This window comes from Microbacterium sp. ProA8 (assembly GCF_039905635.1).
Classification (GTDB): domain Bacteria; phylum Actinomycetota; class Actinomycetes; order Actinomycetales; family Microbacteriaceae; genus Microbacterium; species Microbacterium chionoecetis.
Map to the genome: position 1 here is coordinate 2890339 of NZ_CP157000.1, position 25248 is coordinate 2915586.

Here is a 25248-nt window from a genome sequence, read left to right on the forward strand (position 1 = left end):
CGCAATCATCTCTTCTGCACGACCTGCGCCGGCCCGCAGGTTCACACCGCGCGACCGCAGCGGGAAGCACGGCGGATGCACTCGACACGGAGATCAGCGACACCTTCGCCGAATGCGCCCCGCTTGAGGGTGCGAAGGACCGGATGCCGCGCCCACTGCGGGCCGCGGCATCCGTGTCGTTGACCGAAGGCGGCTACGGCTGCACGCACACGAATCCGGCAATCCTCACTCGCCGTCGTTGAACGAGCGAGGAACGAGCGATATCGAACGCCCCGGACTAACGCCGGGTAACCGCGTCCCCTTCGCCCCGGTCACCGACCGAGCGACGAACGAGCGAGACGAAGGCCCCCAACCGCACCGACCAACGCCAGATCACTGCACCCCTGCGCCCCGGTCTCCGACCGAGCGAGGAACGAGCGAGACGAAACGCCCCGAACCGCAGCGACCTAGGCGGTTTCCCAAAGGTCGTCGTCGGCGTCGACCACACCGGGCGCGTCGATCGACAGACCGTGCAGCAGCTCGAGTGCCGCGCGAGCCTCGTCGATCCGGCCCTCGACGGCGAGCTCGCGGATCCGCACCGACGGCTGGTGCAGCAGCACCCCGGCGAGGTGGCGCAGCGCGGCCTCGACCTCGTCGCCGGCGCCGCGCGAGCGGGCGCGGGCGATCTCGGCGTCGAGCGTCTTCAGCACGTCGGTGCGGAGCGCCGTGATCGCGGGACCCGCGAGGCGGTCGGCGTGGAACTCGGTCGCGGCATCCCCCACGATGACGCGTGCGTCGGCGTGCGCGTTGAGCTCCTGAAGCGGGGCGTGCAGCCGGATCGTCTCGAGGTCGAGCAGCTCGACACCGGCCACGGCGCCGACGGCCGGGTCGACGTTGCGGGGCAGCCCGAGATCGATCACGAGCACCCGCCGGCCCGGAACGAAGGCATCGGCGTGCACGACCGCGTCGGCGGTGCAGGTGATGACGACATCAGCATCGGCCGCTGCCGCCGCGAAGTCCGACACCGGGATGAGTCCGTGCTGCGCGGCGAACCCCTCGGCCCGCCCCGAGGGCGAGAACACGTGCACGTCACCGGCACCGCGAGCGCGCAGGGCGTCGACGGTGCGGGCCGCGTAGCGCCCGGTGCCCACGAGTACGACACGGGCGGCCGCCCAGTCGGCGACACGGCTCGAGGCCAGCTCGAGGGCGAGGCGCACGAGCGAGCGGTGGGCGCCGCGCAGCTGGGTGCGGTTGCGCACGCCACGACTGGTGTGCGTCGCCTTCTGGAACAGGCGCTCCAGCTCACTGCTGGTCATGCCGTCGGCACGCGCGGCGTCGAGGGCGCGACGCACCTGGCCGGAGATCTCGTCTTCGCCGACGACCATCGACTCGAGGCCGCTGGTGACCGCGAACAGGTGGGCTGCGGCATCCGCTCCCTGGTGCACCGCGACGGACGCGCGCAGCAGATCGACGGGAACATCGGATGCCGCGGCCATGGCTTCGACGACCGACTCGACCGCGACGGCCTCGCCGCCGGTGAGCGGCTCGTCGATGTCGAGATACGCCTCGAACCGATTGCACGTGGCGAGCACGACGGCGCCGGACACGAAGAGCTCGTCATCCACGAGGGCGCGCGTCGCCGTGGGCGCTCCCACAGAGAGACGCTCCAGGATGTCGAGACTCGCGTTCCGGTGGTTCGCGGTCAGACAGAGGAGCACAGACCTAATCTTAACGTGTGTCGTTGCATGACTCTCACCCTTCCGTCCTTCAGAGAAACGATCCCCCCGCGCTGATACGCGCCTACCGGGGTGATCGTCCGACCCGGACGCCGGTGTGGTTCATGCGCCAGGCGGGACGATCTCTGCCCGAGTACCGCGAGCTGCGCGTGGGCACCGACATGCTCGACGCCTGCCTGAACCCCGAGCTCGCCAGCGAGATCACGCTGCAGCCGGTGCGCCGCCACGGCGTCGACGCGGGCATCTTCTTCAGCGACATCGTGATCCCGGTGCGTCTGTCGGGCGTCGACGTGCGCATCGTCGCGGGCCGCGGGCCGGTGCTCGAGAACCCGGTGAGGACGGCGGCGGATGTCGCGGCTCTGCCGCCGCTCGACCCCGAAGCGCTCGCACCGATCCGCGAAGCGGTGGCGCTCACCGTCGCGGAACTCGGCACCACGCCGCTCATCGGCTTCGCCGGCGCGCCGTACACCCTCGCGTCGTACCTCGTGGAGGGCGGCCCGTCGAAGGAGCAGCTGCGCACCCGCGCGCTCATGCACTCCGACCCCGAGACGTGGTCGGCGCTGCTGACGTGGTGCGCCGAGATCACCGGCGCCTTCCTTGCGGCCCAGATCGAGGCGGGAGCGTCCGCCGGGCAGCTCTTCGACTCGTGGGCGGGTTCGCTGAGCCTCGCCGACTACACGCGGCACGTCGCGCCGTTCTCGGCGCGGGCGCTCGAGCCGGTGCGGGAGCTCGGCGTGCCGCTCGTGCACTTCGGCGTCGGCACCGGCGAGCTGCTCGCCGCGATGCGCGACGTCGGGGTCGACACCGTCGGCGTCGACTGGCGCCTCCCCCTCGACGAGGCCGTGCGCCGCCTCGGCCCGGACGTGTCGGTGCAGGGCAACATCGACCCCGCACTGCTCCGCGCCCCGTGGCCGGTTCTCGAGGCCCACATCGTCGACGTGCTCGAACGCGGCCGCGCCGCCCGCGCGCATGTGCTGAACCTCGGCCACGGCGTTCCGCCCGACACCGACCCGACCGTGCTCACGCGCATCGTGGAGTTCGTCCACGCGCATGGCTGAGTCCGGCGCGAGCAGTCGCTTCACCGTCGTCGGCGGCGGCGTCGCAGGGCTCGTGGTCGCGCGCCGGCTCGCGGCGTCGGGCGCGGCCGTGACGCTGTTCGAGGCATCCGATCGCCTCGGCGGAACCGTCGCGCGGCACGAGGTGGGCGGGCTCGCCCTGGACGCCGGCGCCGAGAGCTTCGCCGTCCGCGGCGGGGTCGTCGCAGCCCTACTCTCCGAGCTCGGACTCGCCGACGACATCGTCGCGCCCGCTCCGGGCCCGGCGTGGCTGCTGCCCGTGACCGGCGAGGCAGTGCCCCTGCCGGCAACGGCGCTCCTCGGCATCCCGTCCGATCCGCTCGCTCCCGATGTCGTGCGGGTCGTCGGTCGCGCCGCCGCCGAGCGTGCGGTCGAGCTCGACGCCCGCCCCGTGGAAGCGCTGCCGCCCACGCTCGGCGCCCTCGTCCGACAGCGCTTCGGCGACGAGGTCCTCGACCGCCTGGTCGCACCGGTGGTGCACGGCGTGCACTCGCAGCATCCCGACGACGTGCCCGTCGCCCGCGCACATCCGGGACTCGCCGACGCCGTTGCGAGCGCCGGTTCGCTCGGGGCGGCCGTCGCGCAACTGCGGGCTGCCGCTCCCCCGGGGTCCGCCGTCGCCGGCCTTCGCGGCGGCGTCAACCGCATCGTGCCCGCACTCGCGGAGGATCTCGCCCGCCGTGGCGGCGACATCCGGCTCGGCACCCGCATCGACGACCTGGAGTCGGTCGGCGGCATCGTGATCGTCGCGACGCCCGCCCTGGTGGCGACCGCCGCGCCGGGCCGCCGCATCGACCTCGTCACCCTCGTGGTGGAGCAGGACGAACTGGATGCCGCACCCCGCGGCACCGGACTGCTCGTCGCCGCCGGGGCACCCGTCGGCGCCCGCGCGCTCACCCACGCGACCGCCAAGTGGGCGTGGGTGCGCGAGGCCGCCGCGGGCCGGCACGTGCTGCGCCTGTCGTACGACGCGACGCCCGCCGATCCGGTCGCCGCGGCGCGTGCCGATGCCGAGGTGCTCCTCGGCGTGCCGCTGCCCGTCGTGGTGGACGCGGCCCACGTGTCGTGGGTGCGGCCCGCCGCCGCCGTGCCGTCGGGCGGGGTGACGGTCGTCGGCGAGACGGTCGCCGGGTCGGGCCTCGCCGGCATCGTCGCCCACGCCGAGCGCACCGCCGCCGACCTGCTGTCGCGCTGAGCGGAGGGGTCCCCCGGCGCTTTCGTGGCGACTCGCCAAAATCGCCTTCTCGGCAACGGGAGGGCGCAGACCGCACTCCCATCCTGGCGAGTCGCCAGGAACTCACCGCGAATCCTGCACAAATTGGCGACTCGCCAAAATCGCCTTCTCGGCAACGGGAGGGCGCAGGCCGCACCCCCAATCCTGGCGAGTCGCCACGAACTCACCGCGAATCCTGCACAAGTGGCGAGTCGCCAAAATCGCCTTGTCCGCACCGGGAGGGCGCCGACAGACCACACCCCGAATCCTGGCGAGTCGCCACGAATCACTGCTCGGCCCCGCAACTCTTGGCGATTCGCCAAGAGCCGCCGGCTCCGACGCCGGGCCCACCAACCCCGGGCCGCCCTGCGACGCACTGCTCCGACCCAAAGCTCGGGCGCAGAACGGCCGGCGGGCAGCACGCTGGGCGCGGAGTGAAATGATGGAGGCATGACCGACGTCGCGGCGAACTCCCCTGAAACCCTCGGCTACACCCTGTGGGCGGTCTTCCGGCGCAACGCCACGGCCGGCCCCTCACCCGTCACCGACCTGACGGCCGCGGTCGCCGAGGTCGAGGCATCCGGCGTCACCGTCCGGGGGTTCTACGACGTCTCGGGCCTGCGTGCCGACGCCGACCTGATGATCTGGCTCACCGGCACCGGCGTCGCCCCCGAGGTGCTGCAGTCCGCCCTGCGGACGCTGCGCCGCGCCGAGCCGCTCACGTCGCTCGTTCCGGTGTGGAACGCGATGGGCGTGCACCGCGACGCCGAGTTCACGGCCAGCCACCTGCCCGCGTTCATGCGCGACAAGGATCCCGAGGCCTGGCTCACCGTCTATCCGTTCGTGCGGTCGTACGAGTGGTACATCCTGCCCGACGAGGAGCGTCGCCAGATGCTCGCCGACCACGGGCGCAAAGGGGCCGCGCACCGCAGCGTCCTGAGCAACACCGTCGCGTCGTTCGCACTCGGCGACTACGAGTGGATCCTCGCGCTCGAGGCACCCGAGCTCGTGGAGCTGGTCGACCTGATGCGCGACCTCCGCCAGACCGACGCGCGCCGCCATGTCCGCGAAGAGGTGCCGTTCTACACCGGCCGCCGCATCACCGTCGACGAGATCGCCGAGGTGCTCGCGTGAGCGCTTCATCCAGGAGCGCGCTGCGCATCGGCACGCGCGGGAGCACCCTGGCCCTCGCCCAGACCGGCATGGTGGCGGACGACCTCGCCGACGCGACCGGCGTCACCACGGAACTCGTCACGATCACCACCGAAGGCGACCGCTCGAAGGAGCCGCTGTCCCGCGCCGGCGGCACGGGCCTCTTCACGGGTGCGCTGCGCGACGCACTGCTCGCGGGCCAGTGCGACGTCATCGTCCACTCGCTCAAAGACCTGCCGACGGCGCCGCACGACCAGCTCGTCATCGCCGCGATCCCGGCACGGGAAGACCCCCGCGACGCGCTCTGCGCGCGCGACGGACTCACGCTCGCCACCCTCCCCGCCGGCGCGCGCGTGGGCACCGGCTCACCCCGGCGCATGGCGCAGCTGCGCGCCCGCCGCCCCGATCTCGAGGTCGTCGACATCCGCGGCAACGTCGACACGCGGCTCGGCAAGGTCACGAGCGGGGAGTTGGATGCCGTCATCCTCGCCGCCGCCGGGCTCCGCCGCATCGGACGCACCGACGTCGTCACCGACTACCTCGACGCCGACTCCTGGCCGACGGCACCGGGCCAGGGCGCCCTCGCGATAGAGGTGCGCCGCGGCGAGGAGGATCTCGTCCGCGCCCTCGACCATGCCGAGACGCGCGCCGCCGTGGAGGCCGAGCGCGAAGTACTCGCCCTTCTCGAGGCCGGCTGCTCGGCACCCGTGGGCGCACGCGCCGTCGTGGACGCGGGACTCCTCCTGCTGTCGGCGCGCGTCTACAGCCTGGACGGCGCGACGGCTCTCACCTCGTCCCACGCCACCACGTGGCCCGAAGACGAGGGCGACCCGCCGCGCGAGGTCGCGGCATCCGTCGCCCGTGAACTGCTCGACGCCGGCGCCGCCGGCCTGACGGGAGAACGCCCGTGACCCCCCACCTCGCCGGTGCCACCGCCCGGCCCCGCCGCCTGCGCGCGACCCCCGCGATGCGCCGCCTCGTCGCCGAGACGCGACTGCACCCGGCCGAGCTGATCCTGCCGATGTTCGTGCGGGAGGGCGCCACCGAGCCCGTGCCGATCTCGTCCATGCCGGGTGTCGTGCAACACACAACCGAGAGCCTGAAGAAGGCGGTGACGGATGCCGCGGCCGCCGGCATCGGCGGCATCATGCTGTTCGGCGTGCCCGAGCACAAGGACGCGACGGGCTCCGGTGCGACCGATCCCGACGGCATCCTGAACGTGGCGACCCGCATCGCAGCCGCCGAGGCGGGCGACGCGCTCGTCGTGCAGACCGACCTCTGCCTCGATGAGTTCACCGACCACGGTCACTGCGGCGTGCTCGATGCGAACGGCTACGTCGACAACGACGCCACGCTCGAGCGCTACCGCGACATGGGCGTCGCCCAGGCCGAAGCCGGCTCGCAGCTGCTGGGCCTGTCGGGCATGATGGACGGCCAGGTCGCCGCCGTGCGCGATGCGCTCGACGGCTCCGGCTTCGGGAACACCCCGATCCTGGGCTACGCCGCCAAGTACGCGTCGGCGTTCTACGGCCCCTTCCGCGAGGCGGTGCAGTCCTCGCTCGAGGGCGACCGTCGCACCTACCAGCAAGACCCGGCGAACCGGCGCGAGGGCGCACTCGAGGTCGACCTCGACATCGCCGAGGGCGCCGACATCGTCATGGTGAAGCCCGCGATGAGCTACCTCGACGTGCTCGCCGACACCGCGGCCGTGAGCCCCGTGCCGGTGTGGGCGTACCAGGTGTCGGGCGAGTACGCCATGATCGAGGGCGCCGCCGCGAACGGCTGGATCGACCGGCGCCGTGCGATCGAGGAGTCGGTGATCGGCATCCGCCGTGCCGGCGCCGACGCCGTGCTGACCTACTGGGCGATGGAGCTGGCGGAGTGGATCCGATGACGACGAACGAGCAGGAGTTCGCCCGCGCCCGCGGCGCGATGCCGGGTGGCGTCAACTCGCCGGTGCGCGCGTTCGGCTCGGTGCACGAGACGCCCCGCTTCTTCGTGGCGGCCTCTGGCCCGTACGTCACCGACGTCGAGGGGCGCGAGTACGTCGACCTCGTCGGCTCATGGGGTCCCGCGATCCTCGGGCATGCGCATCCCGCCGTCGTGAAGGCGGTGCAGGATGCGGCCGCCCACGGCCTCGGCTTCGGCGCGAGTACGCCCGGCGAGACCGAGCTGGCGGAGCTGATCGCGGACCGCGTGCTTCGACAGGCTCAGCAACCGGGGGGAACGGCGACGCACCCCGTGGAGCGCGTCCGCCTCGTGTCGACCGGCACCGAAGCGACGATGACGGCGATCCGCCTCGCGCGCGGCGCGACCGGACGAGACCTGGTCGTGAAGTTCGCCGGCCACTACCACGGGCACTCCGACGGCCTCCTGGCCGAAGCGGGCTCGGGCGTCGCGACCCTCGCGATGCCGGGCTCGGCGGGCGTTCCCGCCCCGATCGCCGCGCAGACCCTGGTGATCCCCTACAACGACCTCGATGCCGTGCGGGAGGTCTTCGCCGCCCGCGGCGACGACATCGCGGCGATCATCGTGGAGGCCGCCCCCGCGAACATGGGCATCGTGCCGCCCGCCCACGGCTTCAACGCCGAGATCACCGACATCGCCCACGCGCACGGCGCCCTGCTGATCCTCGACGAGGTGCTGACGGGGTTCCGCGTCGGCCCCGCCGGCTGGTACGGCATCGACCCGGTGCCGTTCGCCCCCGACCTCATCACGTTCGGCAAGGTCGTCGGCGGCGGGCTCCCGCTCGCCGCACTCGGCGGATCCGCGGCGCTGATGGAGCTGCTCGCGCCGCTCGGGCCGGTGTACCAGGCCGGCACGCTGAGCGGAAACCCGCTCGCCGTCGCGGCCGGGCGCACCACGCTCGACCACCTCGACGCCGACGCCTATGCCCGCATCGACGCCGCCGCGACGACGATCGCGGATGCTGCGGCATCCGCCCTCACCGAAGCCGGTGTGACGCACGTCGTGCAGCGCTCGGGCAACCTGTTCTCGATCCAGTTCGCCGCCGAGCCGCCCGTCGACTACGACACGGTCAAAGCGCAGGAGGCCTACCGCTACCCGCCCTTCTTCCGCGCCATGCTCGCGCAGGGCGTCTCGCTGCCGCCGTCGGTGTTCGAGGCGTGGTTCGTCTCGGCCGCGCACGACGACGCCGCCGTGTCGCGCATCGTCGATGCCCTCCCCGCCGCCGCACGAGCCGCCGCCGAGGCACGCCCCGGCTGACCCACCGACAAGGACGATGATGTCCCGACGCACCCTCGCCGCGACCGCGCTCCTGGTGGCCGGGTTCGCGGTCGTTGCGTGCGCTCCTTCCGCGGGGCCCGTGGGCGCGACGGCGTCCCGCATGGCCACCCCGCCGGCGACGGAGGCCGCGGCCCCCGCGCCGAGGCCGACGTGGACACCGTCCGAATTCGACGCCGCACTGTCGGCCGAACTGATCGAGATGCTGGCGCAGGATCAGGCCGATCGCCTCGCCGGCGACGGCGAGGGCACCGACGAGGAGCGCACGGAGCGCCTGCGCGAGATCATCGTCGCCCACGGCTGGCCGACGTATTCGCTGGTCGGCGAGGAGGCGGAAGACGCGGCGTGGGCGATCGCCCAGCACTCGGACCATGACCCCGACTTCCAGCGCGAAGCGCGGGAATGGCTGCTGATCGCCGTGGAGAACGACGACGCCTCCCCCGGCAACCTCGCCTACCTGACCGACCGCATCGCCGTGGGCGCCGGCGAGCCGCAGACGTACGGTACGCAGATCGGCTGCGCCGAAGACGGCCCCGAGCCCTCGACGCCCATCGCGGACGAGGCGGCGGTCGACGAGCGACGCGCCGAGGTGGGCCTGCCGCCCCTCGCCGACTACTACGCCGAGCTCGAGACCGTCTGCGCCGCGGAATAGGTCCGGCGCCCGCACAGGGAGGGAAGCGATGACCCGCCTCTTCGCCGTCCACGGCGACATCACCACTCAGACCGCCGACGCGATCGTCAACGCCGCCAACAACGCCATGCGCGGCGGCGGCGGTGTCGACGGTGCGATCCACCGCGCCGGCGGCCCCGACATCCTTCGCGACTGCATCGCGCGCTTCCCGCACGGGCTCGCCACCGGCGACGCCGGCTGGACGACCGCCGGTCGCCTCGCCGCGCGGTGGGTCGTGCATACGGTGGGACCGGACTTCGGCGCCGGCCAGCGTGATCGCGGACTGCTCGAGTCCTGTTACCGGCGCTCACTCGAGGTGGCCGGCGAGCTGGGCGCCTGCAGCATCGCCTTCCCGCTGATCAGCGCCGGGGTCTACGCGTGGCCGCGGCGCGAGGCGATCACCACCGCGATCGACACGATCGCCGCCAGCGGGACCTCGCTCGACAGCGTGGCGCTCGTCGCCCACGACAAGCCCGCGCACGACGAGATCGCGTCGGCGCTCGTGATGACGACATCCGTCCGCATCCTGCAGGGCGTGCGCGAGTTGCACCGGCGGGGTTTCCATGGCCTGCGGGTGCAGCCCGGCATGGCACCCTCGGGGATGTACTGGCGGATCGTGCTGACGGATGCCGCCGACCCGGACGCCACGATTGCCTACACGTCAGGCGCCGAGACCGAGTTCGCGGGCGGCACCGTCGACGCGATGACGACGCCGGCCGCCGTCGCGGAACTGATCCTCCGGGCTCTTCCCCGCCTCGCCGCCACCCACGACGCCCCGGCGTACGCGGCGTGGTTCGCCGGGCTTGTCGCGGCGGTCGAACCGCAGCACGCGCTGCCCGTCTCGTTCGCCGACTACTTCGACGACAGCGCCGGATGGGAGATCGGCTGGGGAAGCGGGTTCCGCTATCCCGCGCCGTCGGCGTGACCGGGGCGCGCCGCGCACGGCGTTCTGAAAAGCCCCGTCCAACCGGGCAAAAGCAGAAGGCCCCCGCGCTGCGGGAGCCTTCTTTCTGGTGGACCTGAGGGGAATCGAACCCCTGACCTCCTCGATGCGAACGAGGCGCGCTACCAACTGCGCTACAGGCCCGTGAACCTCAGAAACACTATCACGGTTCGAGGTCCGCCCCGAATCCGGGGGACCCCTCGGAAGACCCTATTCGCCGGACGCGCGGCGGGTCAGCAGCTGGCGGACATGCGCCTCGATCTCGGCGTCGTCGACGTATCTCATGCGGGTGTAGACCGAGTCGGCGGATGCTTCCCGGGCGACCCGAGCAGTGTCGATCGACGGCGGCTGCTGGGTCTCGGTCCGGGCCAGCATGGCCTGCTCGAGAGCGGCCTGCCGCAGGGCCGCACGTGCGGCCTCGGCATCCAGCACGGCGGCGGCACGTGACCCGGCCGACGCCGTCAGCGGGCGCGGCAGGTCGCGCGGAGCCCATTCCCGCTGCTCCCGCTCGAGCGCGACGTCCTGCAATTCGGCGGCGCGCAGGGCGGCGGCCCGCTGCTCGGAGGCACGGCGGGGTACGGCATCCGTCTGCCGCACGGCCGCACGCGCCGCGACACGGGACAGGCGATGAAGTGTGATGCCCGACACCATCACGAGACCGACGCCCACCCACAGCAGCGTCTGGACACCCGCGGTCAGAGTCTCGAACACACCCCAGGCGGCGAGCCCGAGACCGCCGAGACCCACGAGCGTCGCGACGAGGCGGAAGATGCGGCGTACGCGCGCGCGGCGCGCGGCAGGGATCGCGCGCGCGGCGGCGAGCTCGGCACGCGCAGCCTCCTCGGCCGATGCGCGCGCGGCGCGTGCGCGCTCGAGGTCCACACGGGCGGCCGCCTCGGCGGCGACGCGCTCGGTGCGGGCGCGCTCGCGCTCGAGCCGCGCAGTGGCTTCGGCCACCTCACGCTCGGTCCGGGCACGCTCGAGGTCGACGCGCGCCTCTTCGAGTGCCGCATGCTCCCGTTCGGCGAGTGCGCGCTTGGCGAGCCGCTGCTGCGCAGCAGCGGTGCGGGCGTTGAGCTCGAGCCGCACTTCTTCCGGCGTCTCGCTCGTCTCGGCGAGCACGCGCAGGGCCTGGTTCAGGCGGACGGCGTTGCGCTCGGCCGCGTCGAACTGACGGCGACTGTGCCACGACGGGAGCAGGTAGACGAGCCACAAGACCACGGCGACGAGAACGATCACTCCCCCGCCCCATACCTGCCCGCCCATGCAGACCACGGTATGCGACGGATGCCGGAGCCCTCGGCACCCGCGGGCGTGTCCCTCAACCCCGCCCGGCGTCCGGACGTGACCTGAATACTCGAGATAGCGCGTCCCGAGGCCTCGATCGCTACGCGTGCAGGCGGTCGCTGGGCGGCACGGTGGCGGCGTCCTGGGGTGCCCGGCCCGACACCCAGCGCTGGAGCACTCCCTCGGGCACGTCCTCGCGCACCAGGGCGAACGCGTAGTGGTCGCGCCAGTCGCCGTCGATGTGGATGAACCGCCGCCGCAGCCCCTCGTAGCGGAAGCCGAGCTTCTCGACCACGCGCAGGCTGGCGCGATTCTCGGGACGGATGCAGATCTCCATGCGGTGCAGGCGCAGCTCCGAGAAGCAGACGTCGGTGGCGAGCGCGACGGCGGTCGGCGTGATGCCTCGGCCCGCGAACCGCTCGCTGACCCAGTACCCGATCGTGGCGGAGGCCAGCGAGCCGCGCGCGATGCCCCACACGTTCAGCTGGCCCGCGATCTCACCGTCGGACTCCATGACGAAGGGCACGCCTGCGCCGTCGCGATACTGCTGCAGCAGCCGGCGTACGCCCATCCGCATGTCGAACGACACCGGCCCGTCGGGGCTGGTCGCCTCCCACGGGCGCAGCCAGCCGCGATTGGACAGCAGCTCGTTCTGCAGCACGCGCGCGTCGCGCTGGCGCACGAGCCGGATGGCCACCGAGCCATGCCTGCGGGGAGCCGACAGATCCACGAGACTCCCTCGAACGGGCGGCGCGATCCGGAGATCAGAGTTTCGCCGCGAACTCCTTGAACCAGGGACGCAGTGCGGGGCCGAGATCGTCGCGATCCGCCGCGAGCTGCACGATGGCCTTGATGTAGTCCACCCTATCGCCGGTGTCGTAGCGACGGCCACGGAAAACCACGCCGTACACACCCGGACCGTCAGGGTCGGTCGCGAGCTCCTGCAGCGCGTCGGTGAGCTGGATCTCGCCGCCCTTGCCCGGCTCGGTGCGCTCGAGGATCTCGAACACGCTCGGCGACAGCACGTAGCGGCCGATCACTGCGAGGTTCGACGGTGCGTCCTCGGGGCTGGGCTTCTCGACGAGGCCGTTGACCTTGACGACGCCGTTGCCGTCGGTCGACTCGACCGAGGCCACGCCGTACAGATTGATCTGCGCGGGGTCGACCTCCATGAGGGCGACGATCGCCGCTCCGGTCCGCTCGTGCGCCGCGATCATCGTGGTGAGCAGCTCGTCCCTCTCGTCGATCAGGTCGTCGCCCAGCAGGACGGCGAACGACGAGTCGCCGACGTGTGCCTTGGCCCGCAGCACGGCATGTCCCAGGCCCTTCGGCTCACCCTGGCGCACGAAGTGGATGTCGGCGAGATCGCTCGACTCCAGCACACGGCGAAGGCGATCGGTGTCGCCCTTGTCCTTCAGCTTCTCTTCGAGCTCGGGCACCGAGTCGAAGTGATTCGAGATGGCGTTCTTGTTGCGTCCGATGATGACGAGGATGTCGTCGATGCCTGCCTGCGCCGCCTCTTCGACGACGTACTGGATCGCCGGCTTGTCGACGACGGGGAGCATCTCTTTGGGCATCGCCTTCGTTGCCGGGAGGAAGCGGGTGCCGAGACCGGCGGCCGGAATGACGGCCTTGATCGGAGAATGGGGCATCTTCCGAGTCTAGACGTGACGCCGCCGCGGCCGATTTCGCGCGCGACCGGGAGCGGAGCCGCGCGCCGTAGAATCGACACCATGTCCGACGCCATCGCCGATGCGAAGCGCGCCCTGCGCGCAGAGCTTCGCGAGCGCCGCCAGCTGATCACCCCGCAGGCCCGCGAACTCGCCGAGGCCGGCATACAGGCTCAGCTGGACGCCCTCGTCGCCGAGCACGGCGCCGAGGCGATCTCCTGCTTCCTGTCCATCACCACCGAACCCGGCACACGTTCTTTCGTGACGGATGCCGTGGCCCGCGGCATCCGTGTCCTGCTTCCGGTGACGCGCACCGACGGCCTGCTGGACTGGGCGGTCGCCACCCCCGAGGGCGACATCGCCGAGGGGATGTTCGGACTCCCCGAGCCCGTCGGGGAGCTGCTCGGACCGATCGCCGTCAACGACGTCGACCTGCTGATCATCCCCGCCGCCGCGGTCGATCGCACCGGGATGCGCCTCGGCTGGGGCCGGGGCTTCTACGACAAGACCATCGGGTCGATGGAGCGCTGCCCTCCCGTGTACGCGGTCGTCTTCGACTCCGAGTTCGTCGACGAGCTTCCGAGCGACGAACTCGATCAGCGCGTCACCGGCGTCGTCACGCCCACGCGCACCATCACCCTCGCGCCCACCCGGCGCTGATACCCACCGAGAGAGCCCCATGCCCACCTACGCCTACGCCTGCAAGCAGTGCGGTCACCGCTTCGACGCGGTGCAGTCCTTCGCCGACCCGACCCTCACCGAGTGCCCCGAGTGCGGCGGCGTTCTGCGCAAGCAGTACGGCTCGATCGGCGTGACCTTCAACGGCTCCGGCTTCTACCGCACCGACTCCCGCGCGGGCGCCAAGACCGGCGGAGCCGCTTCGAGCGGGGGGACGGATGCCTCGAGTGGCGCCTCCTCGTCGACTTCGACATCATCGAAGTCCGAGGCGAAGGCCTCACCCGCGTCGTCCGGATCCTGACGGTCTCGAGCCCCCGGCGCGGTCGACACCCAGGGGGGTATCCGTGATCAAGGGCTTCAAAGAGTTCATCCTGCGCGGCAACGTCATCGACCTCGCGGTCGCCGTCGTCATCGGCGCCGCGTTCACCGCGATCGTCAACGCCATCGTCGAGGGGCTGATCAATCCGCTGATCGCCCTCGTGTTCCAGGCGGACAGCCTGAACGACGTCGTCATCGCCGTGCCGAACATCCGGGGCGGCACGACCGACTTCGGGATCGGTCTCATCCTCGCCGCGGTCATCAACTTCCTCGCGGTCGCCGTGGTGGTCTACTTCGTCTTCGTATACCCGATGAACCGGGTCAAGGACCGCGCCGCGGCGAAGGCCGGTGTGACGCCTGCTGACGAAGAGCCGAAGCTGCCAACCGAGCAGGAGCTCCTCGTGCAGATCCGCGACCTCCTCGAGACGTCCCCCGGTCGTTGAGCGAGCGCAGCGAGACGAAACGCCCCGCACCCGGCGCGCCACAGCGGCTCAACGCGTTTCGTCTCGCTCGCTGGCGCTCCCTCGCTCAACGACCGGAGCTTGGTCTCGATCGTTGAGCGAGCGCAGCGAGACGAAACGCCCTGCACCCGGCGCGCCACAGCGGCTCAACGCGTTTCGTCTCGCTCGCTGGCGCTCCCTCGCTCAACGACCGGAGCTTGGTCTCGGTCGTTGAGCGAGCGAGGAACGAGCGAGACGAAACGCCCGCACCCGGCGCACAGTCCCGGTCAGTAGTGCGGGGGGACGTCGCGCCGCAGGCGCTCGTCGTTCGGCCCGGAGGAGCCCGGAGTCGGGTCGGGCGCCGCGGCCTCGGCATCCGTCGTCTCGTCCCCCGGTACGGGCTCGGCGCTCGTGCCGGGCGCGGGTGTCAGCTTCGCGCGGCGTGAGCCCTGGACCCGCTCGATGCGCTGACGGTCACTCGACGACATCGATCGGCTGGGTCTCGTTGTCGACCCGGGGCGCGTCAGGCGGCACGCCCAGCATCGCCGCGATGCGCTGGGCGACGTCGGCGGGGTCGCGGTACAGGTCGAACGAGTGCACGCGCACGTAGTGCCAGCCGAGGCGCCGCAGGATCTGGGGGCGCAGGCGCAGGGACTCGCGCAGCGACTCGCCGATCGTCTCGGGATCGCTCTCGACCACGACGGCCTTGCCGTCGTACTGCGCGACGAGCGGCAGCAGACCGCGATAGTGCACGTCGACCGAGAGTCCCGCACGGCGAAGCTCGCGGGCGAGCGCCCTGGTCAGCGGATCCGCGAGGTCTTCGAGCCGCGCCTCGCGCGAGCGCGCGGCGATGCCGCCGAGGATCGCCATGAGCGTCGCGGCGCCGTACTCGAGGCGCCCCTCGTCGAAGGCGGACGGGCGGATCGACGACACGATCACCATCGACCGTCGCGCGCGCGTCATGCCCACCGTGAGCAGCCGCTCGCCGTCCGGTGACGACAGGTCGCCGAAGTCGCTCAGCACGCGGCCGTGCTTGGTGAGGCCGAAGCCGAGCGAGAACACCACGCGGTCGCGGCTCTCGGCGACCGACTCCTCGAGGGTGAGCACGGCGAAGGGCTCGGCGGTGTCGCGCGAGACGAAGTCGGCCACGTCGGAGCGCCCCGCGAACGCGGCCTCGACGGCGCCGCGGATGCGCTCGGCGTGCCGCGCGCTCGCGGTGACGACCATGAGCGACTCGTTCCCCCGGTTGACCGCGTGCTCCACCACGAGCGTCACGACGCGCGCCACCTCGGAGTCGGGGCTCTCGACGGCGCCGGTGATGGGATCGGGTGCCCCGTGGCCGCCCTCGACGTAGTCGACGGCGAGGCTGCCGCGGCCGAGGTACGAGCCGGCCCAGGGCAGCGACACGAGTTCGCCGCCGTAGAACGCGTCGTTGACGAGCGCCGCCAGGTCCTCGCCGCCCGCGCGGTAGCTGCGGGTGAGCGTCTCGACCGGCAGCAGCTCGGCGAGCCGCTCGAACACGCTCGTCCCGTCGAAGGGCACCTCGTCGTCCGCGCCCTCGGCGGGCGCGCCGTTCCCATGGCCCGTGCCGTTGCTCGCCCCGTTGCTCGGAGGCGGCGTGGGGGCATCCGACGCCACGTGGCCGGCGGCGACGCGGAACGGCGTCGGCTTCTGCGTGACCGGGTCCCCGAACGCCACGACCTGGCTGCCTCGGCGGAGCGCCGGTGCGGCCTCGGCGAGGCAGAGGGCTCCGGCATCCGCGAGGATCACGACGTCGAACGCGACGGCGTCGGGAATGCGCGGCACCTCGTACGGCGACGCCAGCCACACCGGCGCCAGCGTCCGCGAGAGCGTGGGCGCGACGGTCGCGAGTTCGGCAGGGGTGATCGCGCCGCGCTTCAGCGCCTGCTTGAGCCCGGCGGCCTCGTCCGCATGGTCGACGATCCCGATGCGCCACTGGGTGGCGAGATGGGCGGCGAGAAGGGGACCGGATGCCGCGGCATGGGCCTCGTCGACGAGCCGGAAGTCCCGCTCCAGCCGGTCGACGACGGCGGTGTTGGCACCCAGCACCGCGCGGTCGGTGCGCAGCAGCAGCTCGAGTGCGGACTGCCACCACGCGTACTCGAGCTCGGCCGCCACCTCATCCTCGGGCACGTGGCGCACCGACAGCTCGAGCAGGAGGGGCTCGAGGCCCATCGCCGCGAGCTCGGTGCGCAGCGTCGCACGCTCCTTGAGGTTGTCGAACACGTCGGAGTCGGCGGCGAGGCCGGCGAGCGTGCGCACCAGGTGCTTCACGGGCAGCGTCGCGAGCCGGTCGGGGTCGGTGCGGCCGAGGGCCGCGTCGAGTTCGCCGAGCTCGGCATCCACCCGCTGCCACGCCACCTGCACGTCGGCGAGTCCCAGCGGCAGTTCGGGGGTGACGCCGGTCTCGACGTACCGCTGCCACTCGGTGCGCTGCTGCTGGATGCGCACGAGCGCCTCGTACATGTCGGGCACGTGCACGCCGGGGCGCAGGTACTCGCGCGACAGCCGACGCAGGCGACGGCGGTTGGCGCCGGTCATCTCCGGCGCCTCGCGCCGGGGCGCGTGCGCCTGGATCAGCTCGCCGAGCGGGCGCTCGAAGACGGTGAGGCTGAACCGGTCGAGCGAGTCGCGGATGCCGCGCAGCAGGCGCAGGTACACCCCGAGCTCTGCGATGGTCTGGAAGGGACGCATGCGCGTCTGCGCGATGAGTTCGTAGCCGCGCTCCAGCAGCGTGGGCACGTCGCTGCGGTGCAGCTTGCCGGCCAGCGCGTGGGCGCCGCGGGCCTCTTCCACCGTCGTGAACGTGACGCCGTACCAGGGCGAGTCGTCAGGGCCGAAGCGGAACTCGCCCAGCCGGGCCGCCGCGGCGAGCTTGGCTGCGGCATCCTGTCGCGTCGTCGCCAGGCGCTCGAGCGCCTCCGCGTCGAAGCGGGCCTCGGTCACCGGTGTGCCGCCCTGCTCGGTGAGCCGCGAAAGCTCGCGCAGGATGTCGAGCACCGATACCCCGAACGACGGATGCCGCGCCGTCACGGCGCCGCGGTAGTCCCGGAGCACGCCACGCAGGCGCACCAGCGCATCGTCGATGTCGGAGACCTTGGGCGCCTGGGCCTTCTCGTTGCGGCCGATCGCACGGATGAGGTCACGCTGCAGGCGGTCGGGCGAGACCGCGAGGCCTGGAAGCCCGATGCCGGCGAGCCGGTGCCGCACGCCGTCGAGGGTCGAGCGCCGCGCGCTCACCACGAGGACCCGCTTGCCGTCGCGCACCAGCGCGCCCACGGCGTTGATCACGGTCTGCGTGCCGCCGGTGCCGGGCAGCGTGTGGACGACCAGCGACTGACCGTCGGTCACGCGCGCGAGCACGCGCTCCTGCTCGGAGTCGGCGTCGAGCAGCAGCATGTCGGCGGCGGGAGGGCGCTCGTCGGGACTGGTGGGAACGGGTCCACGGCGGTGGAGCGTGAGCGACTCGCGGTCGGCGACGTGACCCGCCAGGGCGTTCAGCACGCGGTGATCGAGGTCTGCCGCGTCGAGCGCCATGTCGCCCCCGACGTCGGCGAAGCTCGACACCAGCAGGCGGGGCTTCACGACGAAGCTCTCGCTGGACGCCGTCAGCGCACGGATGTGGTCGATCACCGGCTGCGGCTTGAAGACGCCGTTGTCGTAGGCCAAGGCGGCGAGGCCGCCGGCGTCGATCATGATCCCGAAGTGGGTGTGCATCGCACGGATGAGCTCAGGGTTGACCGAGAACGTCCCGTGCAGCTTGAGCTCGAAGTCGCCGTGGTGGCGCCGGATCGCCAGCGGCCGCAGCAGCACGGGCGCACTCCAGCCGATCCCGCCCACACGCCAGTTCGCGAGGCCGACGGCGAGGCGCACGGCGTCGAGGCCGCGCGTGGTGCGCAGCTCCTGATCCTTCGCGGTGATGCGCTCGGCGGCCAGCCTCGCGTTGCGCAGCGCCACCTCGTCGCGGAAGAGGTTGGACAGCAGCGTCGAGCGGCCGGTGATGAACTGCGGAAGGCTCCCGGGATGCGCCTTCGTGATCTCGATCGAGGCGTCCTGGCCGTCCGAGAAGTGCAGCAGCGTCGAGCGGCCGCCCAGGGCGGCCGACTGCTGGCGGAGCCGGTCGCGCTCGGACTCGGCGACGTGCACCACGGTGACGTCCGGATCGGCGAGACCCAGATCACCCGGGGTCACGTCGTACCCGCGCTCGGCGTCTTCTGAGCCCAGCACGGCGCTCCGTTCTGCTCGCCACACACGTGCCACCCTAAAGGCGGGGACTGCCGGGTACTTGCAATGGACCTGAGTTTCGCGGTATTGGACCCGGCTCCGACCGGACCTCCTCCGCCGGTTCCTCCCCAACACGTGACCGCGCGAGGGTTCCCACAGATCGTCACGAGCACCCGCCGCTGCGTCGGCGCCGCGCGCCAGGATGGTCGCATGACACCCGAGGACTCCCCCCGTTATCGCGTCCACCCGTCGCCGATCGGCGACATCCTCATCGTCACGACCGCCGACGGCATCGTGACCCTCCATCCCTTCGACGGCCCCCTGCACGCCGAGGTCGAGCGCGTCGCGCTGCGGCTGCGCGCGCTGCCGATTCCGGACGAGGAGGTGGATGCCGCGGCTGCCGGCTCTGCGGCCGGTGCAAGCGTCGACGCCACCGGCGTGTTCGACGTGGCGACCGCCCAGCTCGACGAGTACTTCGACGGCGATCGCCACGAGTTCGACCTGCCGCTGGACTGGCGGCTGGTGCGAGGTTTCACGCGAGCGGCACTCGAGGCCGTGTGCGACATCCCGTACGGCGAGACCGCGAGCTACGGCGAGGTGGCGATCTCGGCCGGCATCCCGCGCGCCGCCCGCGCCGTGGGCACCGCGTGCGCGACCACACCGTTCTCGGTGGTGGTCCCGGTGCACCGCGTCGTGCGCGCGGACGGCTCACTCGGCGAGTACGGCGGGCGGCCCGAGATGAAGCGGTTCCTCATCGACCTGGAGCAGGGGCCCAGCTTTCCGCCGGCGCCGAGCTCTGTCGACGCGGCGGAAGCGGGCTCGGTCGGTCCCGGGCGGCCGGTCGACGCCGAGCTGGCGGCGGGCGTGTAGGCCGCCCGCACGCCGCGAGGCCCGGGGAACGCACACCGGGCCTCGCACTCCCCAGTGGTAAAGTCGGGGGCCTACGAATGGCGGCGAGGACGCCGTCACCCCGGAAGCAGGTACTCGTGGGCGCGTCCCTCCCACATCGTTCGCCGAACCCCGATCGCACTCGCGCGGGCGCCGGCCCGGCCGTCGATGCCTTCGGCAGCGACGCCGGCGATATCCGGGCGCTCGACCACGCCGTCGCCGAGCTCGTGCGCCGTACGCGATTCCCCGTCGGGTTCGGCGGACTCGCGCAGGGCGATGCGATCCACATCACCTCGATCCACGGCGCCCACACGCGGGCGCTGGAGGGCCTCGTCGTCGAGGCCTCGCGCGGCCTGGGCGGGCGCGCATTCGTCGAGAAGCGCCCGCGCCTCGCCGTGGACTATGGATCGTCGCGCAGCATCACGCACGACTACGACCGCGCCGTGCTCGGAGAGGGCATCTCCACCCTGTTCGCGGTTCCTGTGATGGTGGGCAATCGCGCGCGCGGCATCATCTACTGCGGATCCTGGGCCGAGTCGCCGGTCGGCGACGTGGTCGCCCGGCCGGCGTTCGCCGTCGCTGAAGAGCTCTCGAGCGAACTGCGCATCCGTGAAGAGGTGCAGCGCCGACTCACCCTCTCGCCCGCACCTGCGGGGCAGGCCGCGATGCCCGCCACCACGCGCGAAGAGCTGCGCGAGACCTATGCCGAGCTGCGCAGCATCGCCGCGGTCGTGGACGACCCTGCGCTGCGCGCACGACTCGCGCGCCTCGAGAAGCGCCTGGCCGCACTCTCGCACGACACGTCGGAGCCGTCCCTCGAGCTCGATGTGCGCCTCTCGCCACGCGAGGTCGACGTGCTCGCGTGCGCAGCGCTCGGCGCCACCAACGCCGAGATCGCGACGACCCTCGACCTGAAAGAGGGCACCGTCAAGTCGTACCTGCAGTCGGCGATGGCGAAATTGGATGCCTCGACCCGCCACGCCGCCGTCGTCACCGCCCGTCGCGCCGGCCTCCTCCCCTGAACGACCTCGCCCCCCCGGTCGCCTCTGCTGTCCGGTCGTTGAGCGAAGGGCGCCCCCGCGCCCGAGACGAAACGCCCCGAGTGTCCGAGAAGGCTCAAGGCGTTTCGTCTCGCTCGTTCCTCGCTCGCTCAACGACCGGGACCACTCTGCTGTCCGGTCGTTGAGCGAAGGGCCCTCTGGCGCCCGAGACGAAACGGCCCCGGACCAGCGCAAATCGTGCGAATTCGACGGCCCTTTGGAATTATGCGAGGCCGGCATTTCTCCGCATAGCTGAATTCTCGAATGGTCGACGGCGACAATTCGGGTTATTGTTCCAGCATGGCCCGAAGAATCGTTCACCAGCTCGTCGATGACATCGACGGTACCCTTTTGGAAGTCGGCGAAGGCGAGACAGTGCTGTTCTCTCTCGACGGCGTCGCATACGAGATCGACCTCACCGACGAGAATGCCGCGGCACTGCGCAGCAGTCTCGAGCGGTACACCAAGGCGGCCCGCTCCGTCTCCTCATCCCGCGCGACATCCAGCGCCGCGTCGGCCGGCCGCAAACGCCGCCGCAGCGGGCAGCAGGATTTCAGCGCCGTCCGCGAATGGGCGAAGCAGAACGGCTATCAGGTTTCGGAGCGGGGCCGGGTTCCGGCATCCGTTCTCGAAGCCTACGAGGCGGCGCACTGACGCACGCCGCCTCGCGGCTTTTCACGACGACTCAGCGCAGTTCTGACGTGCGTGAGAGCTGGAAGAGAATCTCGTCCACTTTCTCTTTCGCATCTCCGAACAGCATCTGAGTATTGTCGCGGTAGAAGAGCGGATTCTGCACGCCCGCATACCCGGATGCCATCGACCTCTTGAAGACGATGACATTCTGGGCTTCCCAGACCCGCAGCACCGGCATTCCGGCAATCGGGCTGCTCGGATCCTCCGCCGCGGCCGGATTGACCGTGTCGTTCGCCCCGATGACGAGCACGACGTCGGCGGCCGAGAGGTCGTCGTTGATCTCGTCCATCTCGAGGACGATGTCGTAGGGCACCTTTGCCTCCGCGAGGAGCACGTTCATGTGCCCCGGAAGACGGCCGGCGACCGGATGGATGCCGAACCGCACGTCGACGCCGCGCTCGCGCAGCCGCTGCACCAGGTCGGCGACGCCGTGTTGGGCCTGCGCGACGGCCATGCCGTAGCCCGGCGTGATCACGACGGTCGAGGCGCCGGCGAGCATGTCGGCCGCGCTCTCGGCGTCGATCTCGCGGTGCTCGCCGTAGTCCTCGTCGCTCGAGCGCGGCGCCTCGATGCCGAAGCCGCCGGCGATCACCGACAGGAACGAGCGGTTCATCGCCTTGCACATGATGTAGCTCAGGTAGGCACCCGAAGATCCGACGAGCGCACCCGTGACGATGAGCAGGTCGTTGTTCAGCAGGAAGCCCGCGGCCGCTGCGGCCCAGCCGGAGTAGCTGTTGAGCATCGAGACGACGACAGGCATGTCGCCGCCGCCGATCGAGGCGACGAGGTGCCAGCCGAGCGCCAGCGCCAGCAGCGTCACCGCGATGAGGAGCCACAGCTCGGGCGTGATGACGAACCAGACGGTCAGAACAAGGAATGCGACGAGCGCGCCGATGTTGAGCGCGTTCTTGCCGGGCAGCATGAGCGGCTTCGACGAGATACGCGCCGACAGTTTCAGGAACGCGACGATCGATCCGGTGAAGGTGACGCCGCCGATGAACACGCCGATGAACACCTCGGCGTGGTGGATGTCGGCGAGCGCGCCTTCCAGACCGGTGTCGTACAGCGCGCCGTTCCAGCCGACGAGCACGGCGGCGAGACCCACGAAGGAGTGCAGCAGGGCGATGAGCTCCGGCATCCCGGTCATCTCCACCACCCGTGCCCGCCAGAGGCCGATCGCACCGCCGACGACCACCGCGACGACGAGCAGCACGAGCCCGGTCGTGGCCTGCACGTCGCCCCACGCGCCCGCGGCCGTGACCCAGACGGTCGCGACCAGCGCGATGGCCATGCCGAGGATGCCGAACGTGACGCCGCGGCGGCTGGTCTCGTGCTTGCTGAGTCCCGCGAGGCTGAGGATGAACAGCAGGGCGGCGACGATGTAGGCGGCGCCTGCCACCTGGCCGGCGACGGCGGTCATCGGGTCTCCCCCTTCTGGAACATCGCGAGCATGCGCCGCGTGACGGCGAACCCGCCGAAGATGTTGATGCTCGCGAGCAGCACCGCGATCGCGGCGAGAATCTGGACGGTCAGATCGGGCAGCGTGATCTGCACCATCGCGCCGACGACGATGATCCCCGAGATCGCGTTCGTGACGCTCATCAGCGGCGTGTGCAGCGCGTGGGCCACGTGGCCGATGACGTAGAAGCCGACCACGATCGCGAGCGTCAGCACGAGGAAGTGCTGCGGCAGCGGAGGCGGCGCGAACGCGCAGATCGCGAACAGCGCCGCGATGCCTGCGATGATGAGTCCGGTGCGAGCGCCTGCCGACATCGGCTTCTTGGCAGGGACCATCGGTGCCGCCGCGGTCGCTGAGCCCGTTCCGGTGCGTGAGTTCGTTCCGGTCCCTGAGCTTGTCGAAGGGCCGGCCGCCGACACCTGAACCGGAGGCGGCGGCCACCTCACGGCGCCGTCCTGTACGACGGTGACCGTGCGCTGCACGACGTCTTCGAAGTCCAGCGTCAGTTCGCCGTCCTTGCCCGGGGTCAGGAGCTTCAGCAGGTTGACGAGATTCGTCGCGAACAGCTGGGATGCCTGCTGGGGCAGCCGGCCGGGCAGATCCGTGTAGCCGAGGATCACGACGCCGTTCTCGGTCACGACCCTCTCCCCCGCGACGGATCCCTCGACGTTGCCGCCCTGCCCCGCGGCCATGTCGACGATCACGCTGCCCGGTCGCATCGAGGCCACGTCGGCGGCGGTGATGAGCCGCGGCGCCAAGCGGCCCGGGATGAGCGCCGTCGTGATGATGATGTCGACGTCGGCGGCCTGCTCCGAGTAGATCTCGGCCGCCCGACGGTCGTAGGCCTCACTGGTCGCCTTGGCGTAGCCGTCGGCCGAGACCTGCTTCGCCTCGTCGGGCACGACGACCTCGAGGAACTGACCGCCGATCGAGGCGACCTGGTCGGCCACCTCCGGCCGCGGGTCGGTCGCACGCACGATCGCGCCGAGGCTCGACGCCGCGCCGATCGCGGCGAGTCCCGCCACACCCGCCCCGGCGACGAGCACCTTCGCCGGCGGCACCTTGCCCGCCGCGGTCACCTGCCCGGTGAAGAACCGGCCGAACTCGTGTGCCGCCTCGACCACGGCGCGATAGCCGGCGATGTTGGCCATGGAGCTCAGCACGTCCATCGACTGTGCGCGCGAGATCCGCGGCACCGCATCGAGGGCGATCGCGGTGATCCCGCGCGTGGCGAGCGCCTCGACGAGGTCGGGACGCAGCGCCGGGCTCAGCGTCGCGATGATCGTCGCTCCGTCGGCGAGCCGCTCGATCTCGTCCGGCGTCGGCGCGACGACCTTGAGCACGATCGGTGACGCCCAGGCGGTGGCGCCGTCGACCACGGTTGCTCCGGCCTGCGCGAACGCGGCGTCGGGGAACGACGACGCGGCTCCGGCTCCGGCTTCGACGACCACGTCGTAGCCGAGGGCGATGAGTTTGGGGACGGTGATCGGAGTCGCCGACACCCGGTTCTCTCCGGGCGCTTCGGCGACGATGCCAATGCGGGTCATGCGTTCCTCTGGGTCGTGTGGCAGCGCGCTGCTGCCGAGGCAAGGGGCTCGCGAGCACCACGTTCCGCGCTCGCGACGACGCCTCCACCATGTCAGACCGTCGCGCGGTTCCACCTCACGTTGCGCCCGACACGATGTCAAGAATCACAGATCTTGCTCTCCGCGCACCACATCCATCGTTCTTCCGCGGCAGTCGCACCGCCGGCTTCCTCGCCCCATCTCTCGCCCGAACCGCGCGCGCAGTTCGGGCGAGGCATCCGCCTCCAACCCAACGTGGGAACTCCCTCCGAATGCGCGGCTCTCGGCGCGTAGGGGTTGCATCCGCGGTGGGATCTCGGAATCGTGGCCGACTCGGAACCGCACGAGGAAAGGAAAAGCATGCTTACGCTGACCCAGACCGCCGCCGAGGCCGTCGAAGAACTCATCGCCCGCGTCCCGCTCGCCGAAGACGGAGGTGTGCGTATCCGCGACACGGGAAGCTCCGAAGGATTCGAACTGAGTGTCGTACCGGCTCCCGAGGCGACCGACACCGTCGTGCGAGAAGGTGGCGCCCGCGTCTTCCTCGACGAGACGGCGGCTGCGATCCTCGAGAACCGTGTTCTCGACGCCGAGCTGTCGAACGACGGCGCCGTGCGCTTCGCCCTCGGCGACAAGGGCTGACGATCTGACGAAAGGCCCCGGCATCCGTTCCTGGATGCCGGGGCCCTTCGCCTGTCATCCCGGCTCGGGCCTGCTGTTGCGCGGCGTACAGCGGTGAGCGCTCTCAGCGGACATCGCGGGGTGAGGGTACACAGCGCACCCAGCGGGGCTAGGTAGACTCGACAGGCCAGCCTCTGTAGCTCAATGGAAGAGCAGTTCCGTCCTAAGGAAACGGTTGGGGGTTCGAGTCCCTCCAGGGGCACAGTCTTTTTTTGCCTCTGACCAGGTTTTTCTTCTGTGGTCAGACCACTCAGAATGCGTTTTTGGCCGCT

General features: G+C 71.4%; 23 protein-coding genes and 2 tRNA genes. 16 read left to right on the top strand and 9 right to left on the bottom strand.

What is annotated here, in order from left to right; translation table 11 throughout:
• Nucleotides 1–446: 446 nt before the first annotated feature.
• The gene (locus tag ABG085_RS12955) at nucleotides 447–1697 is read right to left on the bottom strand and encodes a glutamyl-tRNA reductase (RefSeq protein ID WP_347976148.1); all 1251 of its coding nucleotides are present in this window, start codon (nucleotides 1695–1697) and stop codon (nucleotides 447–449) included.
• A 17-nt stretch (nucleotides 1698–1714) separates the two neighbouring features.
• Between ABG085_RS12955 and hemE the strand changes: the two genes are divergently transcribed.
• The 8 genes from hemE (at nucleotide 1715) to ABG085_RS12995 (ending at nucleotide 9994) form a co-directional block, all read left to right on the top strand.
• Nucleotides 1715–2773, top strand: a complete 1059-nt coding sequence (gene hemE, locus ABG085_RS12960; protein ID WP_347976149.1) for a uroporphyrinogen decarboxylase — start codon at nucleotides 1715–1717, stop codon at nucleotides 2771–2773.
• A complete protein-coding gene (locus ABG085_RS12965; protein ID WP_347976150.1) occupies nucleotides 2766–3986 on the top strand; it encodes an FAD-dependent oxidoreductase in 1221 nt (406 codons plus the stop codon). The genes hemE and ABG085_RS12965 overlap by 8 nt, the downstream gene beginning before the upstream one ends.
• Nucleotides 3987–4454: 468 nt before the next feature.
• Nucleotides 4455–5138, top strand: coding sequence for a hydrogen peroxide-dependent heme synthase (gene hemQ / locus ABG085_RS12970; RefSeq protein ID WP_347976151.1), 684 nt, complete (start codon nucleotides 4455–4457; stop codon nucleotides 5136–5138).
• Entirely contained in the window at nucleotides 5135–6067 is a 933-nt protein-coding gene (gene hemC, locus ABG085_RS12975) for a hydroxymethylbilane synthase (RefSeq protein WP_347976152.1), read from the top strand. The genes hemQ and hemC overlap by 4 nt, the downstream gene beginning before the upstream one ends.
• Complete coding sequence (hemB, locus tag ABG085_RS12980; RefSeq protein WP_347976153.1) at nucleotides 6064–7050, top strand: porphobilinogen synthase; 987 nt, start codon at nucleotides 6064–6066, stop codon at nucleotides 7048–7050. The genes hemC and hemB overlap by 4 nt, the downstream gene beginning before the upstream one ends.
• Nucleotides 7047–8381, top strand: a complete 1335-nt coding sequence (locus ABG085_RS12985) for a glutamate-1-semialdehyde 2,1-aminomutase (protein ID WP_347976154.1) — start codon at nucleotides 7047–7049, stop codon at nucleotides 8379–8381. Before hemB ends, ABG085_RS12985 begins: the two co-directional genes overlap by 4 nt.
• Nucleotides 8382–8400: 19 nt before the next feature.
• Entirely contained in the window at nucleotides 8401–9051 is a 651-nt protein-coding gene (locus tag ABG085_RS12990; RefSeq protein ID WP_347976155.1) for a DUF6624 domain-containing protein, read from the top strand.
• Between the two features lie 28 nt (nucleotides 9052–9079).
• On the top strand, nucleotides 9080–9994 hold the full coding sequence (locus tag ABG085_RS12995; RefSeq protein WP_347976156.1) for a macro domain-containing protein: 915 nt from the start codon (nucleotides 9080–9082) through the stop codon (nucleotides 9992–9994).
• A gap of 86 nt (nucleotides 9995–10080) precedes the next feature.
• On the opposite strand, the gene ABG085_RS13000 is transcribed toward ABG085_RS12995, so the two are convergent.
• The 4 genes from ABG085_RS13000 to galU all read right to left on the bottom strand — a co-directional run bounded on the left by ABG085_RS13000 (nucleotide 10081) and on the right by galU (nucleotide 12951).
• Nucleotides 10081–10156, bottom strand: a tRNA-Ala gene (locus ABG085_RS13000).
• Nucleotides 10157–10222: 66 nt separating this feature from the next.
• Nucleotides 10223–11278: a large exoprotein gene (locus ABG085_RS13005; RefSeq protein WP_347976157.1), complete on the bottom strand. Its 1056-nt coding sequence runs from the start codon at nucleotides 11276–11278 to the stop codon at nucleotides 10223–10225.
• Between the two features lie 121 nt (nucleotides 11279–11399).
• Nucleotides 11400–12029 (bottom strand): GNAT family protein, encoded by a 630-nt coding sequence (locus ABG085_RS13010; RefSeq protein WP_347976158.1) that lies wholly within the window; start codon nucleotides 12027–12029, stop codon nucleotides 11400–11402.
• 34 nt (nucleotides 12030–12063) lie between these two features.
• Nucleotides 12064–12951, bottom strand: coding sequence for a UTP--glucose-1-phosphate uridylyltransferase GalU (gene galU / locus ABG085_RS13015; protein WP_347976159.1), 888 nt, complete (start codon nucleotides 12949–12951; stop codon nucleotides 12064–12066).
• A gap of 81 nt (nucleotides 12952–13032) precedes the next feature.
• Between galU and ABG085_RS13020 the strand changes: the two genes are divergently transcribed.
• The 3 genes from ABG085_RS13020 to mscL are packed head-to-tail and all read left to right on the top strand — an operon-like array spanning nucleotide 13033 to nucleotide 14408.
• Nucleotides 13033–13629, top strand: a complete 597-nt coding sequence (locus ABG085_RS13020; protein WP_347976160.1) for a 5-formyltetrahydrofolate cyclo-ligase — start codon at nucleotides 13033–13035, stop codon at nucleotides 13627–13629.
• A 19-nt stretch (nucleotides 13630–13648) separates the two neighbouring features.
• A complete protein-coding gene (locus tag ABG085_RS13025; protein ID WP_347976161.1) occupies nucleotides 13649–13948 on the top strand; it encodes an FmdB family zinc ribbon protein in 300 nt (99 codons plus the stop codon).
• Between the two features lie 43 nt (nucleotides 13949–13991).
• Nucleotides 13992–14408, top strand: a complete 417-nt coding sequence (gene mscL / locus ABG085_RS13030; protein ID WP_347976162.1) for a large conductance mechanosensitive channel protein MscL — start codon at nucleotides 13992–13994, stop codon at nucleotides 14406–14408.
• Nucleotides 14409–14692: 284 nt separating this feature from the next.
• Here the strand turns inward: mscL and ABG085_RS13035 are convergent, their stop codons facing one another.
• Nucleotides 14693–14893: a hypothetical protein gene (locus tag ABG085_RS13035; RefSeq protein WP_347976163.1), complete on the bottom strand. Its 201-nt coding sequence runs from the start codon at nucleotides 14891–14893 to the stop codon at nucleotides 14693–14695.
• Complete coding sequence (locus ABG085_RS13040; RefSeq protein ID WP_347979192.1) at nucleotides 14880–18650, bottom strand: AAA family ATPase; 3771 nt, start codon at nucleotides 18648–18650, stop codon at nucleotides 14880–14882. The genes ABG085_RS13035 and ABG085_RS13040 overlap by 14 nt, the downstream gene beginning before the upstream one ends.
• Before the next feature lie 210 nt (nucleotides 18651–18860).
• Between ABG085_RS13040 and ABG085_RS13045 the strand changes: the two genes are divergently transcribed.
• The 3 genes from ABG085_RS13045 (at nucleotide 18861) to ABG085_RS13055 (ending at nucleotide 21232) form a co-directional block, all read left to right on the top strand.
• Entirely contained in the window at nucleotides 18861–19520 is a 660-nt protein-coding gene (locus ABG085_RS13045) for a methylated-DNA--[protein]-cysteine S-methyltransferase (RefSeq protein WP_347976164.1), read from the top strand.
• Nucleotides 19521–19636: 116 nt separating this feature from the next.
• Nucleotides 19637–20560 (top strand): LuxR C-terminal-related transcriptional regulator, encoded by a 924-nt coding sequence (locus tag ABG085_RS13050; RefSeq protein ID WP_347976165.1) that lies wholly within the window; start codon nucleotides 19637–19639, stop codon nucleotides 20558–20560.
• A 318-nt stretch (nucleotides 20561–20878) separates the two neighbouring features.
• Nucleotides 20879–21232, top strand: coding sequence for an Lsr2 family protein (locus tag ABG085_RS13055; protein WP_347979193.1), 354 nt, complete (start codon nucleotides 20879–20881; stop codon nucleotides 21230–21232).
• A gap of 31 nt (nucleotides 21233–21263) precedes the next feature.
• On the opposite strand, the gene pntB is transcribed toward ABG085_RS13055, so the two are convergent.
• On the bottom strand, nucleotides 21264–22691 hold the full coding sequence (pntB, locus tag ABG085_RS13060) for a Re/Si-specific NAD(P)(+) transhydrogenase subunit beta (protein ID WP_347976167.1): 1428 nt from the start codon (nucleotides 22689–22691) through the stop codon (nucleotides 21264–21266).
• Nucleotides 22688–24277 (bottom strand): Re/Si-specific NAD(P)(+) transhydrogenase subunit alpha, encoded by a 1590-nt coding sequence (locus tag ABG085_RS13065; RefSeq protein ID WP_347976168.1) that lies wholly within the window; start codon nucleotides 24275–24277, stop codon nucleotides 22688–22690. The genes pntB and ABG085_RS13065 overlap by 4 nt, the downstream gene beginning before the upstream one ends.
• Before the next feature lie 378 nt (nucleotides 24278–24655).
• Between ABG085_RS13065 and ABG085_RS13070 the strand changes: the two genes are divergently transcribed.
• Together ABG085_RS13070 and ABG085_RS13075 are read left to right on the top strand one after the other, a co-directional pair.
• Nucleotides 24656–24937, top strand: coding sequence for a Fe-S cluster assembly protein HesB (locus ABG085_RS13070; protein WP_347976169.1), 282 nt, complete (start codon nucleotides 24656–24658; stop codon nucleotides 24935–24937).
• 169 nt (nucleotides 24938–25106) lie between these two features.
• Nucleotides 25107–25178: transfer RNA gene (locus ABG085_RS13075), tRNA-Arg, on the top strand.
• The last annotated feature ends 70 nt before the right edge of the window (nucleotides 25179–25248 follow it).

Excerpts from the sequence above, each read along its gene's own strand:
- galU (WP_347976159.1), bottom strand. The coding sequence starts at position 12,951 with ATGCCCCATTCTCCGATCAAGGCCGTCATTCCGGCCGCCGGTCTCGGC.
- hemQ (WP_347976151.1), top strand. The coding sequence starts at position 4,455 with ATGACCGACGTCGCGGCGAACTCCCCTGAAACCCTCGGCTACACCCTG.
- ABG085_RS12965 (WP_347976150.1), top strand. The coding sequence starts at position 2,766 with ATGGCTGAGTCCGGCGCGAGCAGTCGCTTCACCGTCGTCGGCGGCGGC.
- ABG085_RS13055 (WP_347979193.1), top strand. The coding sequence starts at position 20,879 with ATGGCCCGAAGAATCGTTCACCAGCTCGTCGATGACATCGACGGTACC.
- ABG085_RS13020 (WP_347976160.1), top strand. The coding sequence starts at position 13,033 with ATGTCCGACGCCATCGCCGATGCGAAGCGCGCCCTGCGCGCAGAGCTT.
- ABG085_RS13005 (WP_347976157.1), bottom strand. The coding sequence starts at position 11,278 with ATGGGCGGGCAGGTATGGGGCGGGGGAGTGATCGTTCTCGTCGCCGTG.
- ABG085_RS13035 (WP_347976163.1), bottom strand. The coding sequence starts at position 14,893 with ATGTCGTCGAGTGACCGTCAGCGCATCGAGCGGGTCCAGGGCTCACGC.
- ABG085_RS13065 (WP_347976168.1), bottom strand. The coding sequence starts at position 24,277 with ATGACCCGCATTGGCATCGTCGCCGAAGCGCCCGGAGAGAACCGGGTG.
- ABG085_RS13045 (WP_347976164.1), top strand. The coding sequence starts at position 18,861 with ATGACACCCGAGGACTCCCCCCGTTATCGCGTCCACCCGTCGCCGATC.
- ABG085_RS12995 (WP_347976156.1), top strand. The coding sequence starts at position 9,080 with ATGACCCGCCTCTTCGCCGTCCACGGCGACATCACCACTCAGACCGCC.
- ABG085_RS13025 (WP_347976161.1), top strand. The coding sequence starts at position 13,649 with ATGCCCACCTACGCCTACGCCTGCAAGCAGTGCGGTCACCGCTTCGAC.
- ABG085_RS12985 (WP_347976154.1), top strand. The coding sequence starts at position 7,047 with ATGACGACGAACGAGCAGGAGTTCGCCCGCGCCCGCGGCGCGATGCCG.
- ABG085_RS13070 (WP_347976169.1), top strand. The coding sequence starts at position 24,656 with ATGCTTACGCTGACCCAGACCGCCGCCGAGGCCGTCGAAGAACTCATC.
- pntB (WP_347976167.1), bottom strand. The coding sequence starts at position 22,691 with ATGACCGCCGTCGCCGGCCAGGTGGCAGGCGCCGCCTACATCGTCGCC.
- ABG085_RS12990 (WP_347976155.1), top strand. The coding sequence starts at position 8,401 with ATGTCCCGACGCACCCTCGCCGCGACCGCGCTCCTGGTGGCCGGGTTC.